13 protein-coding genes are annotated in these 15,462 nt (G+C 59.0%); 4 read left to right on the forward strand and 9 right to left on the reverse strand.

Translation table 11 applies throughout. The annotated features are described in order from the left end of the window. Nucleotides 1-106: 106 nt before the first annotated feature. From AC6I7J_RS05805 to AC6I7J_RS05825, 5 genes are all read right to left on the reverse strand, one after another. Nucleotides 107-1,723: a rhodanese homology domain-containing protein gene (locus tag AC6I7J_RS05805; protein WP_498006960.1), complete on the reverse strand. Its 1,617-nt coding sequence runs from the start codon at nucleotides 1,721-1,723 to the stop codon at nucleotides 107-109. Further along, nucleotides 1,716-2,306 (reverse strand): cysteine dioxygenase family protein, encoded by a 591-nt coding sequence (locus AC6I7J_RS05810; protein ID WP_058776543.1) that lies wholly within the window; start codon nucleotides 2,304-2,306, stop codon nucleotides 1,716-1,718. Before AC6I7J_RS05810 ends, AC6I7J_RS05805 begins: the two co-directional genes overlap by 8 nt. Continuing rightward, a complete protein-coding gene (locus AC6I7J_RS05815; protein WP_104093027.1) occupies nucleotides 2,303-3,286 on the reverse strand; it encodes an ABC transporter substrate-binding protein in 984 nt (327 codons plus the stop codon). The genes AC6I7J_RS05810 and AC6I7J_RS05815 overlap by 4 nt, the downstream gene beginning before the upstream one ends. Beyond that, nucleotides 3,286-4,374: an LLM class flavin-dependent oxidoreductase gene (locus AC6I7J_RS05820; protein ID WP_021508245.1), complete on the reverse strand. Its 1,089-nt coding sequence runs from the start codon at nucleotides 4,372-4,374 to the stop codon at nucleotides 3,286-3,288. The genes AC6I7J_RS05815 and AC6I7J_RS05820 overlap by 1 nt, the downstream gene beginning before the upstream one ends. Before the next feature lie 192 nt (nucleotides 4,375-4,566). Beyond that, nucleotides 4,567-5,757 carry a NupC/NupG family nucleoside CNT transporter gene (locus tag AC6I7J_RS05825; protein ID WP_031279840.1) on the reverse strand — a complete coding sequence of 397 codons (1,191 nt, stop codon included), beginning with the start codon at nucleotides 5,755-5,757 and terminating at the stop codon, nucleotides 4,567-4,569. Nucleotides 5,758-6,127: 370 nt separating this feature from the next. Between AC6I7J_RS05825 and AC6I7J_RS05830 the strand changes: the two genes are divergently transcribed. After that, nucleotides 6,128-7,369: an Nramp family divalent metal transporter gene (locus AC6I7J_RS05830; protein WP_021508247.1), complete on the forward strand. Its 1,242-nt coding sequence runs from the start codon at nucleotides 6,128-6,130 to the stop codon at nucleotides 7,367-7,369. Nucleotides 7,370-7,419: 50 nt separating this feature from the next. On the opposite strand, the gene AC6I7J_RS05835 is transcribed toward AC6I7J_RS05830, so the two are convergent. After that, nucleotides 7,420-7,773 (reverse strand): DUF2502 domain-containing protein, encoded by a 354-nt coding sequence (locus AC6I7J_RS05835; RefSeq protein ID WP_058758363.1) that lies wholly within the window; start codon nucleotides 7,771-7,773, stop codon nucleotides 7,420-7,422. Between the two features lie 157 nt (nucleotides 7,774-7,930). Next, the gene (locus AC6I7J_RS05840; RefSeq protein ID WP_498006961.1) at nucleotides 7,931-8,920 is read right to left on the reverse strand and encodes an aldo/keto reductase; all 990 of its coding nucleotides are present in this window, start codon (nucleotides 8,918-8,920) and stop codon (nucleotides 7,931-7,933) included. A gap of 213 nt (nucleotides 8,921-9,133) precedes the next feature. Here AC6I7J_RS05840 and AC6I7J_RS05845 point away from each other — a divergent pair, with 213 nt between their 5' ends. Together AC6I7J_RS05845 and glk are read left to right on the forward strand one after the other, a co-directional pair. Beyond that, nucleotides 9,134-10,795 carry an alpha-keto acid decarboxylase family protein gene (locus AC6I7J_RS05845; protein ID WP_498006962.1) on the forward strand — a complete coding sequence of 554 codons (1,662 nt, stop codon included), beginning with the start codon at nucleotides 9,134-9,136 and terminating at the stop codon, nucleotides 10,793-10,795. 154 nt (nucleotides 10,796-10,949) lie between these two features. Continuing rightward, the gene (gene glk / locus AC6I7J_RS05850) at nucleotides 10,950-11,915 is read left to right on the forward strand and encodes a glucokinase (protein WP_058781785.1); all 966 of its coding nucleotides are present in this window, start codon (nucleotides 10,950-10,952) and stop codon (nucleotides 11,913-11,915) included. Nucleotides 11,916-11,950: 35 nt separating this feature from the next. Here the strand turns inward: glk and AC6I7J_RS05855 are convergent, their stop codons facing one another. Together AC6I7J_RS05855 and AC6I7J_RS05860 are read right to left on the reverse strand one after the other, a co-directional pair. Beyond that, complete coding sequence (locus tag AC6I7J_RS05855) at nucleotides 11,951-12,679, reverse strand: LytR/AlgR family response regulator transcription factor (RefSeq protein ID WP_498006963.1); 729 nt, start codon at nucleotides 12,677-12,679, stop codon at nucleotides 11,951-11,953. After that, a complete protein-coding gene (locus tag AC6I7J_RS05860; RefSeq protein WP_498007214.1) occupies nucleotides 12,676-14,367 on the reverse strand; it encodes a LytS/YhcK type 5TM receptor domain-containing protein in 1,692 nt (563 codons plus the stop codon). Before AC6I7J_RS05860 ends, AC6I7J_RS05855 begins: the two co-directional genes overlap by 4 nt. Before the next feature lie 467 nt (nucleotides 14,368-14,834). Between AC6I7J_RS05860 and AC6I7J_RS05865 the strand changes: the two genes are divergently transcribed. After that, nucleotides 14,835-15,359, forward strand: a complete 525-nt coding sequence (locus AC6I7J_RS05865) for a GNAT family N-acetyltransferase (protein ID WP_498006964.1) — start codon at nucleotides 14,835-14,837, stop codon at nucleotides 15,357-15,359. The last annotated feature ends 103 nt before the right edge of the window (nucleotides 15,360-15,462 follow it).

A 15,462-nucleotide genomic window follows, 5' to 3' on the forward strand; every position in this document is an offset into this window, starting at 1 on the left:
ACAAACGTATTGATAACCCGATAATAATACTGCCGTTTGCGCAGTGTGACGTTGCATTCGCCGACTGGCTGCGCGCAATGGCGCTGACCTGCAGCGCCTTTACGTGTTAAACCGTCACGGCCTGTGGCTGCAACTGCAGCACGCGAAAACCGTGGGTACCGTCGCGATCCAGTTGCGCCACCAGACCATATTCCCAGTCGAGATAGGCCTGCATCACGTCCGGTTCAATATCGGTGCCTTCGTACGGGCGGCGATAACGATCGATGGGCGGCGAGAGCAGGCGCTGCTCGCCCTGTTCGGTGGGCAGACCGGCGGCACGCCAGGCTGCATTGCCTCCCGCCAGCACCCGCACTGGTTTGCCGGTCAGCGTGGCAATTTGCTCCACGGCATAGCTGGCCAGCAGACTGCTGCCGCAGGTCAGCACATAGCGGCCAGCATCCGGCAGTAGTGCCTTGCCCTGCTGCTGCAGGGTGGAACGCAGTAGCCAGGCCGCCCCGGGAATATGGCTGTTGCGGTAATTGGCGAGCGTGGTGAAATCCAGCACCTGCGTGTCGCCAGCCGCCAGCCACTCGGCCAGTTGCGCGGGGGAGATCGATTCCGGCGCAGCAACCGGCGCCACCTGCGGCTGCCAGCTACCGACAGCGCTGAAATCGCTGGCCTGCAATGCGTCAAGCACCGCCACCTGCCAGCCAAGCTGCGCCAGCCAGGAGCCGGTCATATTGGCGCGGACACCGTCATCATCCACCAGCACGATACGCGCACCGCGCACGCTGGCGTAGTGATCGGTCTCCTGTACCAGCTGGCCGCCCGCCACGTGGCGGCTGCCCGGCAGATGACCGGCGGCGTACTCTTCGGCATCACGCACGTCAAACAGGTAGGTGGTGCGTGCTTCCTGCTGCCAGCGCGTCAGCGTCGCCAGAGGAATGCGTGTCACGCCAGCGCGATCGGCAATGGCGCGGGCCTGGCTCGCGGCCTGACGTTGCGCGGTTTCGCTGGTGTTGCCATAGCGGCGGCTCTGCCCATGCTCCAGCGCATGACCGGCCAGCGTCCAGCCAATGGTGCCGTTGCGCAGCGCGAATACCGGATTACGAATACCGGCATTGACCAGCGACTGCGTGCCAATAATGCTGCGCGTGCGTCCGGCGCAATTCACAATCACCGTGGTGCGCGGTGAGGGGGCTAAATCGCGAACGCGCAGCACCAGTTCGCCGCCGGGTACGCTGGTGGCGCCCGGAATGCTCATGGTGTGATATTCATCAAAGCGCCGCGCATCCAGCACCACCACGTCGGCATCATCGCTAATCAGCGCCTGTACCTCATCGGCGGAGAGCGAAGGCGTGCGGGCATGATGTTCTACCAGTTCGCCAAACGCTTTGCTGGGTGAATTAACATCGATAAACAGCTCGCCGCCAGCCGCCTGCCAGCCGGCTAAATCATCGGCCAGTAGCGTGACCTGCTGATAACCCAGTGCGGCGAGACGTTCAGCAGCGGTCTGCGCCAGGCCTTCGCCGTTGTCATACAGCGTAATGGCGGTGTGACGTTGGGGAATGCGGTCCAGCAGCTCCAGCTCCAGCTTTGACAGCGGAATGTTGACGGCAAACAGCGGATGCCCGGTGGCAAACAGCGCCTCATCGCGCACGTCAATGATCGCCACTTCCTGTTGCTGACGCAGCGCTGTCAGCAGTTCCGCCGCCTGGCGAAACGGGAAAACCGGTTTAGTCATGTGAAAGGTCCCAGATGTTAGGTAGATAACGGTTGCTGTAGCCGGAAATAAAGCGTTTTTCGTGGCCGTCGGCGGTGTAGACCGCGCGCTCAACCGCGCCGATATTCGCGCCATACACGTGGATACTGACAGAGACGCGATCGTCATAGGCGTTGCTGACGCGATGGATATCACCGACCGTTGGCGACACCGCCTCCACGCTGCCGGGCTCAAGCCGCACCGGCGCACCTTCTGCCTGTAAACCGTGCGGGCCCGGCTGCCACGATTGTGAAATCTCGGCGCCGCGCAGCATGCCAATCAGGCCCCAGACGCGGTGATCGTGAATCGGCGTCTGCTGACCCGGCCCCCAGACAAAACTCACCACGGAAAAGCGCTGCTGCGCATCGGCATATAGCAGATATTGCTGATAGTGCTGTGGATGGGGCTGGGTAAACGCCTCATCCAGCCAGTCATCGTGGCGAATCAGTTCGGCCAGCCAGCCGCTGCCCTGCCGCAAAATGGTCGCTTCGTCCGGCTGGCTGTCGAGCAGGGTGGCCAGCCGGGCGACGAAGGTGCGCAGGCGATGGTGCTGATAATCACTCATGATTTGTCTCCCGGCGCGTGCTGGGCGATGCGGTTAGCGGCGGCGGACAGACTGAAGTCAAACGCCTGGCTGACATCGACCTGTTTTGGCAACACCTGATAACGATGGAAAAAGTCGGCGGATTTCTGCAGCGTGGCAATCAGGTGCGTGTCAAACACCAGCGGGCGGATACGCGCATCGTCAATCCAGCTACGGGTAATGGCGGGGGGCATATTCAGGGTTTGGCTCAGCACGCCGGCGAATTCCTGCGGATGGTGTTGCGCCCAGATTTGCGCCTTCGCCAGTCGCGCCAGCAGGTCGGCAATCGCTTCCCGCTTGCCGGCGTCCTGCAACGCTTCATTGCGGGCCAGCGCGTAGGAGTAACCGGACATAATGCCTTTACCCCCGCCGTCCGGTACGCGCACCGTGCCGTCGATGGCGGTCGAAGTGGCGATATAGGGCTCCCACGGCGCCCAGGCCGCGACCGCACCGGACGTCAGCGCCGCGCGGCCATCCACCGGTCCGAGAAAGCGCAGCGTGACATCCTGCGTCGTCAGGCCCGCGCGCTCCAGCAGGCCAAGCAGCAGATAGTGTCCCCAGCCGCCGCGGTTGACCGCGATCTGCTTACCTTTTAAATCCTGCAGCCGGTGAATGCCGGCGTCGGGGCGGGTCAGCAGAGCAATGCTGTCCGGGTTATTTTGCCAGGCACCCACGGCTTTCACCGGCGCACCTGCCGCATAGACAAACAGAAACGGCAAATCGCCGGTAAAGCCAACGTCGAGCGCCCCGGCATTGAGCGCTTCCTGCACCGGCGCGCCGGAGTCAAAGGCGGTGAGCTTAAGATCGTAAGGCAGATTGTTCAGTTCGCCCGAGGCTTTCAGGGCGGCAAAACGATCGCCTTTCACATCGCCGAGGCGCAGCGTGACTTTATCGGCCGCCAGTAGCGGCTGGAGTGACGCGAAGGCCAGCGCAACACCGGCAAACAGAGCGGCGAGACGCATCAGGCGCTCCTTTTTTCAGTTGCGCTGAGCGCAGCCACTTTCTCACGCGTCAGCGGCAGCAGCTCACGGCCGTATTCCACCGCGTCATTCAGAGGGTCAAATCCGCGGATCAGCACGCTATGAATGCCGAGGCGATAGTAATCCAGCAGCGCCTCAGAAACCTGATCCGGCGTGCCGACCAGCGCGGTGGAGTTGTAGCCGCCCTGCACCAGTTTTGCCACGCCGGTCCACAGCACTTTGTCGTGGCGTTCGCTCTCATGCGCCGCCGCCAGCAGACGCTGCGCACCGACACTCTGCGGCTTCGGCAAACCAAAGGTATAGCCGGTCTCCGCCAGCTGCTTCTCTGCGGTGGCGCGGATATGTTCGGCACGCTCCCAGGCTTCTTTTTCGGTGTTACCCAGAATTGGCCGGAAGGAGATGTTAAACGCAATCTGGCGCCCCTGCGCGGCCGCCGCCGCACGCACATTACGTACCGTCTCGGCCGCGCCTTTTAACGGTTCGCCCCACAGCGCGAAGACATCGGCATGTCGCGCCGCCACGTCAATCGCCTCCGGTGACGATCCGCCGAAATAGATCGGCAGCTTATGTTGCAGCGGTTTAATGGCAGAGAAAGCCTGCTCAGCCTGGTAAAACCGGCCCTGATGATCGTAAGGCTGTGGCGACTCAAGGCTCTGTTTCAGCACGCTGAGAAATTCGTCGGTGCGCGCATAGCGTTCAGCCTTGCTGAGAAAATCACCGTCGCGGCGCTGTTCGCTGTCGCTGCCGCCGCTGATAATGTGCACGGCCAGGCGGCCGTCGGTGAGATGGTCGAGCGAAGCCAGCTTGCGGGCCGCCAGCGTGGGCGCGACAAACCCCGGACGGTGCGCCAGCAGGAATTTAATCTTCTGGGTATGCGCCGCTGCGTGAGCGGTGACCAGAAAGCCATCGGGTTGATCGGACCAGTAGCCGACAAGAATGCGATCGAAGCCGGCCGCTTCATGGGCGCGGGCAAAGCGGGCAATGTAATCTTTATCGAACAACGTGCCGGATGCGGGAATGATTTCTGAGGCAAGCCGGTGGCCAATCATGCCAAGGAACTGAATGCTCATGCGATTCTCCTGAGGTGAGGTCAGAAGGAAAAGCTACGGGCGCAGACGGCAACAACGGAAATTCGATATTGTGCAAAGGGTTTGCGGGAAACGGTGAAGCAGGGCGTGACGCGGCGGCAGGCTGACTGGCGCGGGATATAACGCTTAGGTATATAAAAGAAGAGAAGGGCGAGCCGCAGCCCGCCCTGTAGATCAGAAGCCCAGCACCAGACCGGCGATGGCGGCGGAAAGCACGCTCACCAGCGTCGAGCCGTACAGCAGTTTCAGGCCGAAACGTGATACCACGTTACCCTGCTCTTCATGCAGACCTTTGATCGCGCCTGCGACAATGCCGATGGAGGAGAAGTTGGCGAAGGAGACCAGGAACACCGACAGAATGCCTTCCGCATGCGGCGACAGCTGACCGGCGATTTTCTGCAGGTCCATCATTGCAACGAATTCGTTAGAAACCAGCTTGGTCGCCATGATGCTGCCCACCTGCAGCGCTTCGCTGGATGGTACGCCCATTACCCAGGCAAACGGATAGAACACATAGCCCAGCACGCCCTGGAAGCTGATGCCGAAGATGGTATCAAACAGCGCGTTGAGGCCGGAGATCAGCGCGATAAAGCCAATCAGCATCGCCGCAACGATAATCGCCACCTTGAAACCGGCCAGGATGTATTCACCCAGCATCTCAAAGAAGCTCTGACCTTTATGCAGATCCTGCAGCTGCAGGTCTTCTTCGCTGTCCACGCGGTACGGGTTAATCAGCGACAGCACGATAAAGGTACTGAACATGTTGAGCACCAGCGCGGCCACCACGTACTTTGGCTGCAGCATCGTCATGTATGCACCCACAATCGACATCGACACCGTCGACATCGCGGTGGCTGCCATGGTGTACATGCGGCGCTGTGACATTTTGCCAAGGATATCCTTATAGGCGATAAAGTTTTCTGACTGTCCCAGAATCAGAGAGCTGACGGCGTTAAAGGATTCCAGTTTGCCCATGCCGTTGATCTTCGACAGCACGGTACCGATAGCGCGAATCACCCACGGCAGGATGCGGAAATGCTGCAAAATACCGATCAGGGCTGAGATGAAGACGATAGGGCACAAAACATTGAGGAAGAAGAAGGCCAGACCTTTCTCGTTCATGTTACCGAACACGAAATTGGTACCCTCTGCTGCATATTTAAGCAGATGATCAAACAGCCCGGCGAAACCTTTAACAAAACCAAGGCCTGCTTCGGAGTTAAGGAAGAACCACGCCAGCAGCACTTCAATCACCAGCAGCTGAACGATATAGCGAATCCGGATACTCTTACGATCGTGACTGACGAGTAACGCCAGCACGGCTACCACCACCAATGCTAAAAGGAAGTGCAAAATATGGGACATATCGGCTCCAAATTTGAGGAGGGTTGTATTTTGCTGCGTATTCTATGTAACGCGTTACTTAAAAACGAGATCAAAACCACAATATAAGTATTCGGTATCGCTTTATTTCTCAGATTAGTCTCACCGCTCACAACCTGTTTACAAATAGATCACAAGAAATATCCACAAAGAGATTGTCTATAATTTGACCCGGGAGTAGAGTGAAACCTGTTGCATAATTTTTAGCAAGCGCTAACTTTACCTTGTGGTATAGCAATGGCTATACTTTATAGCACCATCTATCAATGCGATAACTATAACCAAATTTCACTTGCCTTGAATGCCCCGTAAGCTGGATGGGTCAGACAAGCGTTAGGACAGGGTCAAAACTATGTCAGAAAGTCGCACCGCCGAGCGCGCCGCTCGCGGAGCCAGAAAGATCAAGCTCGCGCTGCTGGGACCGGCCTTCATCGCGGCCATTGGTTATATCGATCCCGGCAACTTTGCCACCAACATCCAGGCGGGGGCCGCGTACGGCTACAAACTGCTGTGGGTGGTGGTATGGGCCAACATCATGGCGATGTTGATCCAGCTGATGTCTGCCAAGCTGGGTATTGCCACCGGTAAAAACCTCGCCGAGCATATTCGCGATCGCTTCCCGCGCCCGGCGGTGTGGTTCTACTGGGTACAGGCGGAGATTATCGCCATGGCCACCGATCTGGCGGAATTCATCGGGGCTGCGCTCGGCTTTAAGCTGCTGCTCGGCATCTCGCTACTGCAGGGCGCGGTGTTAACCGGTATCGCCACGTTCCTGATCCTGATGCTGCAAAACCGTGGACAGAAGCCGCTGGAGCTGGTGATTGGCGGGCTGCTGCTGTTTGTCGCCGCCGCTTATATCGTTGAGCTGTTCTTCTCGCAGCCGCGCGTCAGCGATCTGGTGGTGGGCATGGCGCTGCCGAGCCTGCCCACTTCGGACGCGGTATTCCTCGCGGCTGGCGTGCTGGGCGCGACCATTATGCCGCACGTCATTTATCTGCACTCGGCGCTGACGCAGTACGGTAATAAAGGCAGCAAGGCGGAGCGCTACTCCTCCACCAAGCTCGACGTGGCGATCGCCATGACCATTGCCGGTTTCGTTAACCTGGCGATGATGGCCACCGCAGCGGCCGCGTTCCACTTTAGTGGTCACACCAGCATTGTCGATCTCGACCAGGCCTATCTGACGCTGCAGCCGCTGCTGGGTCACGCGGCGGCGATTGTGTTCGGGCTGAGTCTGGTAGCGGCAGGCCTCTCTTCTACCGTGGTGGGCACGCTGGCCGGCCAGGTGGTGATGCAGGGCTTTATCCGCTTCCACATCCCGCTGTGGTTCCGTCGTACCATTACCATGCTGCCGTCCTTTATTGTTATCTGGGCGGGCTGGGATCCGACGCGCATTCTGGTGATGAGCCAGGTGCTGCTGAGCTTCGGTATTGCGCTGGCGCTGATTCCGCTGCTGTCGTTCACCGGGAACCGTGACATCATGGGCGATGAACTGGTGAACTCACGCCTGATGCAAAATGCCGGGCGTCTGATTGTGGTGCTGGTGGTGGCGCTGAATATCTATCTGCTGGTGGGCGAAGCGCTCGGCTGGTAAGCAAATGACTGAATAGAAAAATCCCGGCTGCGTCTGCGCCGGGATTTTTTTTAATGGTGATGATGGTCGTGGCGGTCATGCCGATCGTGCCGGTGATCGTGACGCCAGTGTTCGCGACGTTCGCGCTCGTGCCAGCGGCGCTCACGTTCACGCTCCCAGGCTCGATGGCGTTTCCACTCTTCGTGACGCCACCAGCGATGATCGTTGTACTGATAGCGATCGTGCCACCAGCGCGGTTCACGCCAGCGACCGCCGTCCCAGTAGTAGCCGCGACGGTCGCGATCGCCGAGATGCAGCGTGACGCCAGGGGCCAGATTGATGGTAGCGCTACTGGCTTCAGCTGTGTGCAGCGCCAGAGGGGATAACGTTGCCAGCAAAGCGGCAAACAAAATTGCACGTTTCATACTTTCTCCTCATCGATAGCATCGAGGCTACCGTGGCGCTAGTGTGCCATATCGGACCAGACACGCCTTGAGATTTAGTCTGAAAAAGTGTCAGCGAAAGGTTGTGCAGCCTTTTCTGCTAAAGACAGCGCCCGGAAAAGTCCGGGCGGGTAAACGGTTACACCAGAATTTGCTCAATGGCGACGATCTCGTCCGCCGTTAATTCAGGCTGGCTCAGCATGTCGACGGCATCATCGATCTGCGCGGTTTTACTGGCGCCAATCAGCACCGACGTGACGCGCGTGTCGCGCAGCACCCAGCGCAGCGCCATTTGCGCCAGCTTTTGACCGCGCTGCTGCGCCAGCGCCTGCAGCTGCTGCACCTTCGCCATCTTCTCTGGCGTTAGCTGGTTTTCGTTGAGGAATTTGCTGCCGCTGGCGATGCGCGAATCCTGCGGAATGCCCTGCAGATAGCGGTCGGTCAGCACGCCACCGGCCAGCGGCGAGAAAGCAATACAGCCGACGCCATTGTCACCCAGCACATCCAGCAGACCCTGTTCCGGCGTGCGTTCGAACATCGAATAGCGCGGCTGGTGGATCAGGCAGGGGGTGCCGAGATCGCGCAGCATGGCGATAGCGGCGGCGGCTTTATCCGCCGGGTAGTTCGAAATTGCCGCGTACAGCGCTTTACCCTGACGCACCACCTGATCGAGCGCGCGCATGGTCTCTTCCAGCGGCGTTTCCGGATCCGGACGATGGTGGTAAAAGATATCCACGTACTCCAGCCCCATGCGCTTCAGGCTTTGATCGAGACTGGAAATCAGGTACTTGCGTGAGCCCCAGTCGCCGTACGGACCGTCCCACATGGTGTAACCCGCTTTGGTGGAGATCACCAGTTCGTCGCGCAGGCCGTGAAAATCTTCGCGCAGAATGCGGCCAAAGTTGCTCTCCGCGGAACCGGGCGGCGGCCCGTAGTTATTGGCCAGATCAAAATGGGTAATACCGCGATCGAACGCGTGACGCAGCAGCGCGCGGCTGTTGTCGACGCGCGTGCTGTCGCCAAAGTTGTGCCATAGACCCAGCGAAATTGCCGGCAGCTTCAGGCCGCTGCGGCCGCTGCGGCGATACTGCATCTGGTGATAACGTTCGGCGTGGGGAAAAGTACTCATGCAGCGTTCCTGTCTCAGGTGGGAGAAAGTGGCATCAGCATAGCAGTGTATGCGTTTACACTGCGCCGTAACGCGGCAAAGATCGCAACTTACAGAATTTTCTGTCGTCGTAACGAATGCTTGCCATGCATGACAGCGCGATGATGGTGAAAATCTCGCCAGTTCAGCCACATCGCTAATACTCCTGATCATTCCCCCTCACAGGAGCGGTCGATGAACACTCTTAACGTTGGCGACTATTTACTGCATCGTTTGCACCAGGCGGGTATCCGCCATCTGTTCGGCGTACCCGGCGACTACAACCTGCAATTTCTCGACAGCGTCATTGACCATCCCGGCATTACCTGGGTTGGCTGCGCTAATGAACTGAATGCCGCCTATGCGGCCGATGGTTACGGTCGCTGCAACGGCGCGGCCGCGCTGCTGACCACCTTTGGCGTCGGTGAACTCAGCGCGATTAACGGCATCGCCGGCAGCTACGCCGAATATGTGCCGGTGATTCACATCGTTGGCGCTCCCGCCAGCCACGCCCAGCAGCAGGGCGACTGCGTGCATCATTCGCTCGGCGACGGCGATTTCGGCCATTTTCTGCGCATGGCCCAGGAAGTCAGTGCCGCCTGCGCGGTGCTGAGCGCCGACAACGCCGTGGCTGAAATTGATCGGGTCATCGCTGGCGCGCTACAGCAGCATCGTCCGGGCTATCTGCTGCTGGCGGTGGATGTCGCCGCCACCACGGTAACGCTGCCGTCAGCCAGCGCCAGCCCGGCACCGGCTGAAAACCGCGACGTGGCGCAGGCCTTTGCCGCAGCGGCGGAGCGCCTGCTGGCACCGGCGCAGCGCGTGGCGCTGCTGGCCGATTTTCTCGCTGCCCGCTGGCAGCTGCAGGCACCGCTGGCTGAGCTGCGTGCGCTGCGCGCCATTCCGGCTGCCACGCTACTGATGGGCAAGGGCGTGCTGGATGAGCAGCAACCGGGCTTCGTCGGCACCTACGCCGCCAGCGGCAGCCGCAAAACTGTACGCGCGGCAATTGAAGACACCGATGTCACCCTGTGCGTCGGCGTGCGTTTTACCGACACCCTGACCGCCGGGTTTACCCAGCAGCTGTCGGCGCAGCGGGTGATTGATCTGCAGCCGTTTCATGCCAGCGTCGCCGGAGAAACCTTCGCACCGCTGAGCATGGCGCAGGCGCTGGCCGCGCTGCTGCCGGTTTATCAGCGCCACTGCGCGCACTGGGCCACGGGCGAGGCCGACATGCCGGACGATGCACCGCCCGCTGCTGCCGCCGTAATCAGTCAGCAGGCTTTCTGGCAGGCGATGCAGCGTTTCCTGCAGCCCGGTGATATTATCCTTGCCGATCAGGGCACGGCGGCGTTTGGCGCTGCCGCGCTACGTTTACCGCATGATGCGCAGCTGCTGGTACAACCTTTATGGGGTTCCATTGGCTATACTTTACCCGCCACCTTTGGTGCCCAGACGGCGCAGCCCGACCGCCGCGTCATTCTGATCATCGGCGATGGATCGGCGCAGCTGACCATTCAGGAACTGGGATCGATCCAGCGCGACGGCTTAAGCCCGATCATTTTTCTGCTGAATAATGAGGGATACACTGTCGAACGCGCGATCCATGGAGCGGAACAGCGCTACAACGACATCGCGCAGTGGAACTGGACCGCGCTGCCGCAGGCGATGAGCCTGAATTGTGTGGCTCAGAGCTGGCGCATCAGTGAAACGGCGCAGCTCGACGCCGTGATGGCGCTGCTCAGCCAGGCGCGTTGCCTGTCACTGATTGAAGTGGTGATGGAGAAACAGGATTTGCCGCCGCTGCTGCGCACCGTCACGGCGGCGCTGCACCAGCGCAATAGCCACAAAGTTTAGGACAGTTGCCTCTGTACAGTTGGGCTGGCGACAGTCAGGCTGTGCGTCGCACTGAATGACCAACGCTCATCGTGCAAGGTGAGCGTTGTTGTTTTATTGGCAGGCTTTTATAGTGTCCTGCACTTGTTTATGACCCAAGCGGAGCAGCAGAAGAATGACAAAATACGCCCTGGTCGGCGATGTGGGCGGCACTAACGCTCGTCTCGCCTTGTGTGAGGTGGAGACCGGCGCCATCTCCCAGGCCAAAACATTCTCAACATCAGACTACGACAACCTTGAAGCAGTTATCCGTCACTATCTGGATGAGCAAAAACAGGACATTACCGACGGCTGCATCGCCATCGCCTGTCCGATCACCGGCGACTGGGTGGAGATGACCAACCATGACTGGGCCTTCTCAACGCGTCAGATGAAGGAAAGTCTGGGCTTTACTACGCTGGAAATCATTAACGATTTCACCGCGGTTTCTATGGCGATTCCGATGCTGACTGCGCAGGACGTCCTGCAGTTCGGCGGCAAATCGCCGGTGCAGGATAAACCGATTGCCATCTACGGTGCTGGCACCGGGCTCGGCGTCAGCCATCTGGTGCACGTTGATAAGCGCTGGGTCAGCCTGCCGGGTGAGGGCGGTCACGTTGACTTCGCGCCAAACAGTGAAGAAGAGGATGCGATTCTCGAAGTGCTGCGCGCCGAACTGGGTCACGTTTCTGCCGAGCGCGTGCTGTCGGGTTCCGGACTGGTTAACCTGTATCGCGCGATTGTGAAATCCGATCAGCGCGAGCCGGAAAACCTCAAGCCTAAAGATGTCACCGAGCGGGCACTGCAGGATAGCTGCATTGACTGCCGCCGCGCGCTGACGCTGTTCTGCGTCATCATGGGACGGTTTGGCGGCAACCTGGCGCTGAACCTCGGCACCTTTGGCGGCGTCTACATTGCCGGTGGCATCGTGCCGCGCTTCCTCGAGTTCTTTAAAGCGTCTGGCTTCCGTGCGGCGTTTGAAGACAAAGGCCGCTTCCGCGATTATCTCGTTGATATCCCGGTCTACATGATTACTCACGACCAGCCGGGCCTGCTTGGCGCCGGTGCCCATCTGCGCCAGGCGCTGGGGCGCGTGCTGTAATCTGACGGGCGAACGGCTTCCCGTGCCGTTCGCCTTCAAAGATGCATCAGCTGGCGAAACGCCTTCACCTTGCTGCGACTCACCGGCACCTGCGCATCCATATCGCGCAGCTTCACCAGATAGGTGTTGTTAAACCACGGTTCGATCTCGCCAATCTTGCTCAGATTAACGCAGTAGGAACGGTGGCAGCGAAAGAACATCGACTCAGGCAAACGGCTGCAAAACTCGCTGATCGCCATCGACATCACATAGGCTTCGCGCCGCGTGTAGACAAACGTCAGCTTCTCATGTGCTTCTACGTAATAGATATCGTTGATATCGGTCACGATAATGCGCTCATCTTTGACTAAATTCACCGTTTGCGGTGCGCTGGCTGCTGGATTGTGCTGCTGCGCCTGCTGCTGTTGTGCGCTGGCCTCCAGCTTGTTCAGCATGGTGATGATGCGCGACTCGTGATACGGCTTGAGGATGTAGTCAAACGCCTGCAGTTCGAAGGCCTCGACCGCGTGCTCTTTCCACGCGGTGATAAACACAATCATCGGCTTATGGATAAACTGGTTGATGTTCTGCGCCAGCAGCATGCCGTCCAGCGACGGGATGTTGATATCGAGAAAAATCACGTCCACCCGATGAGTCTGCAGATACTTCAGCACTTCCAGCCCGTCATCAAAGCAGGCTTCGATGCTGATCTGGCTATGCTGCTGGATCATCCAGCTTAGCTCCTGCTGCGCCAGGAATTCGTCTTCGACAATAATGGCTTTCACGCTGAGGTTTCCGCTAACGGGGTGAGCGGGCCGGACAGCCGCTGACCACTTTTGCTGAGGGTAAAGGCGATTTCCGTACCGGGCTGATGACGGGTGATGGTTAAGCCGTGGCCGGACAGCAGTTTCACCCGGTGATGCACATTCAGCAGGCCAATTTTGTTGCCCGGCATTTCGTTGCGCGCCACCCGGCTGACCACCTCTTCGCTGATGCCGGCACCGGTATCGCGCACCGCCACGCGCACGCGATCGCCTAGATCTTTCACGCTTAGCGTGACCACGCCTTTGCTGCGACAGGGCTGAATACCGTGCACGATGGCATTCTCCACCAGCGGCTGAATCAGCAGGCTGGGCAGCGAAAAGTGCAGATCCTCATCAATGTCGTAAATCATCGACAGCTTGTCGCCAAACCGTGCCTGCTCAATGGCGATGTAATCTTTCACCTGCCACAGCTCTTTTTTGATGTCGATGGGTTCATCGTCGTTAAGTTCCAGGTTGTAACGCAGGTAGCGCGACAGATTAATCACCAGCTGGCGCGCCGTGTCCGGATTCAGGCGAATCGATGAGGAGATGGCATTCAGCGCGTTGAACAGGAAGTGCGGGTTGATTTTGCTTTGCAGCGCGCGCAGTTCGGCTTTATTGGCCATTTCGCGCAGCTGCTCGGCACGCGAGACTTCCAGCTGCGTCGAGATGATTTGCGACAGACCGACCGCCATCTCTTTCAGCGAACCAGTAATACGATGGGCGCGGCGATAGTAGATTTTCAGCGTGCCGGTCACTTCCCCTTTTTCCCAAAGGGGAATCACCAGCATTGAGTGAATATCTTTGGTGCGGTGTGCCTCATCATTATTCTTAATGATAATTTTACCGCTGGCGATCGCCTGCGCGGTGGTCGGACTGATGCCGTCGTCGCCGTTGTGGTAGTTCTGCTCGCCGTAGCCAACGTAAGCCAGAATCTGTTTGGTGTTAGTGATCGCCACCGCATCGGCATGGATGTCGCTGCGAATGATGGCGCACACTTTGCGCAGCGAGTCGCTATTAACCTGACGAAACAGCGGCAGGGTTTTGTTGGCAATCTCCAGCGCCAGCTTGGCCTGACGCGCGGCAATCGCCTCTTTTTCCCCTTCGACGCTCTGCACCAGCAGCACAATCAAACCAATGCTCGACGCGCCGAGAATCATCGGCAGCGCAATTTCCGACACGATGGTTAAACCGAGTGACATCGGTTTCGCCCACAGCACGATCAGCAGCATGGTCAGGCTTTCACACAGTATGCCGCCGAGGATGCCGGCGCGCCAGCGCTGCTCTTTGCTAACGAAGCGGTTGATGGCACCGGCGGCGATACCGGCGATGATGCTGGTAATCAGACAGGGCACCGAGGTGATGCCGTCGATATCAATCAGGAAGCGGTGCACGCCGGCAATCACACCGGTTGCAATGCCGACCCACGGCCCGAACAGAATGCCGCCCGCCATGACCGCAATCACCCGGACGTTGAGCAGTGAGCCGTCAACGTTGATGCCGGACCAGGTGCTGAACAGCGCAAACAGCGAGAAGATGGCGGTCACCACGGCTTTTTCGCCGATTGAGTGCTCATCTTTTTGCAGTAGCTGACGAAATACGCGGGTGCGGGTCAGGAAGAACAGGCAGATCAGCATCAGCGCGGCGCGGTCAAACACCGCCAGCAGCATGTCGAAATGGGAAGGCACGGTGTTCTCCGGAGCAGGCAAGGTTGCGGACATGATAAAAAATGTGATCGCGATCCGCCAGCGTCCCGGCAAGCTGCAGACGTTTCTCATAGCCTGGATCAATTTTTAAGGTGCGCGCTGCCGGTGCGCATCAATGCGCACCCTACAGGACCGCAGATGCATTGCAGGGGCGCCATTTATGGCGACCAAATATGAAGGTGCGCGCTGCCGGTGCGCATCAATGCGCACCCTGCAAGACCGCGGATGCACCGCAGGGGCGCCATTTATGGCGACCAGATCCGCCCGTAACACCCGCCCCTGAAGGGAAGCAAGGCAGATTATTCGGTTCGAAATCTGAAAAGAGGAAATCCTGAGTGCCAAAAAGAGGATTGCTGAAAGCGTGCAGCGTTCACTGGTTGTCACGGATGCGGTTTGCTATGTTGCCGTAAGCACAACAGCGGAGCGTGGCCATGCAATTACTCACCCCTCGTTTGTCCCTCAGCCGGTTACAGCCGGAAGACTGGCAGATTTTCAAAGCGGTACATGAAGATGCCGCGACCATGACCTGGGTGAGCGAGATCCCCGATGAAAACGACATCCGCCAGCGCTTTAACGAGCGGCTGGCACCGTGGCAACCCAGTAGTTTTCACATGCTGTGCCTGGTGGCGCGCCTGCGCGACAGCGGTGAAGCGATTGGCCTGTTTGGCTGCAGCGCCGAATGGCATCCGTATCGTCAGGCCGAAGTGGGTTACATGCTGCGCCACGCCTGTACCGGTCAGGGCTACGGCAGCGAAGCGTTGCAGGCATTGTGCACGTTCCTGCTGCAGGCCGACTTCCACAAACTCAAAGCGCTGGTGATTGAGGGCAACTGGCCGTCGCGGCGCATTCTGGAAAAGAACGGTTTCGCGCTGGAAGGCACGCTACGCGATAACTACCACCTCAACGGCCAGTGGGTAAACGATTGGGTGTTTGGGCGCTTAAACGAAGCAGGCTAAAAAATTTGCCGTCCCCCCTCGACAATATTGTTATCAGCGCGTTATGTTCTTGTTTCGGTCACGGCAGTGACCAGCGTCGCTCGGACGGTCCGGGCGCTAACGT

This window comes from Type-C symbiont of Plautia stali, from assembly GCF_059730935.1.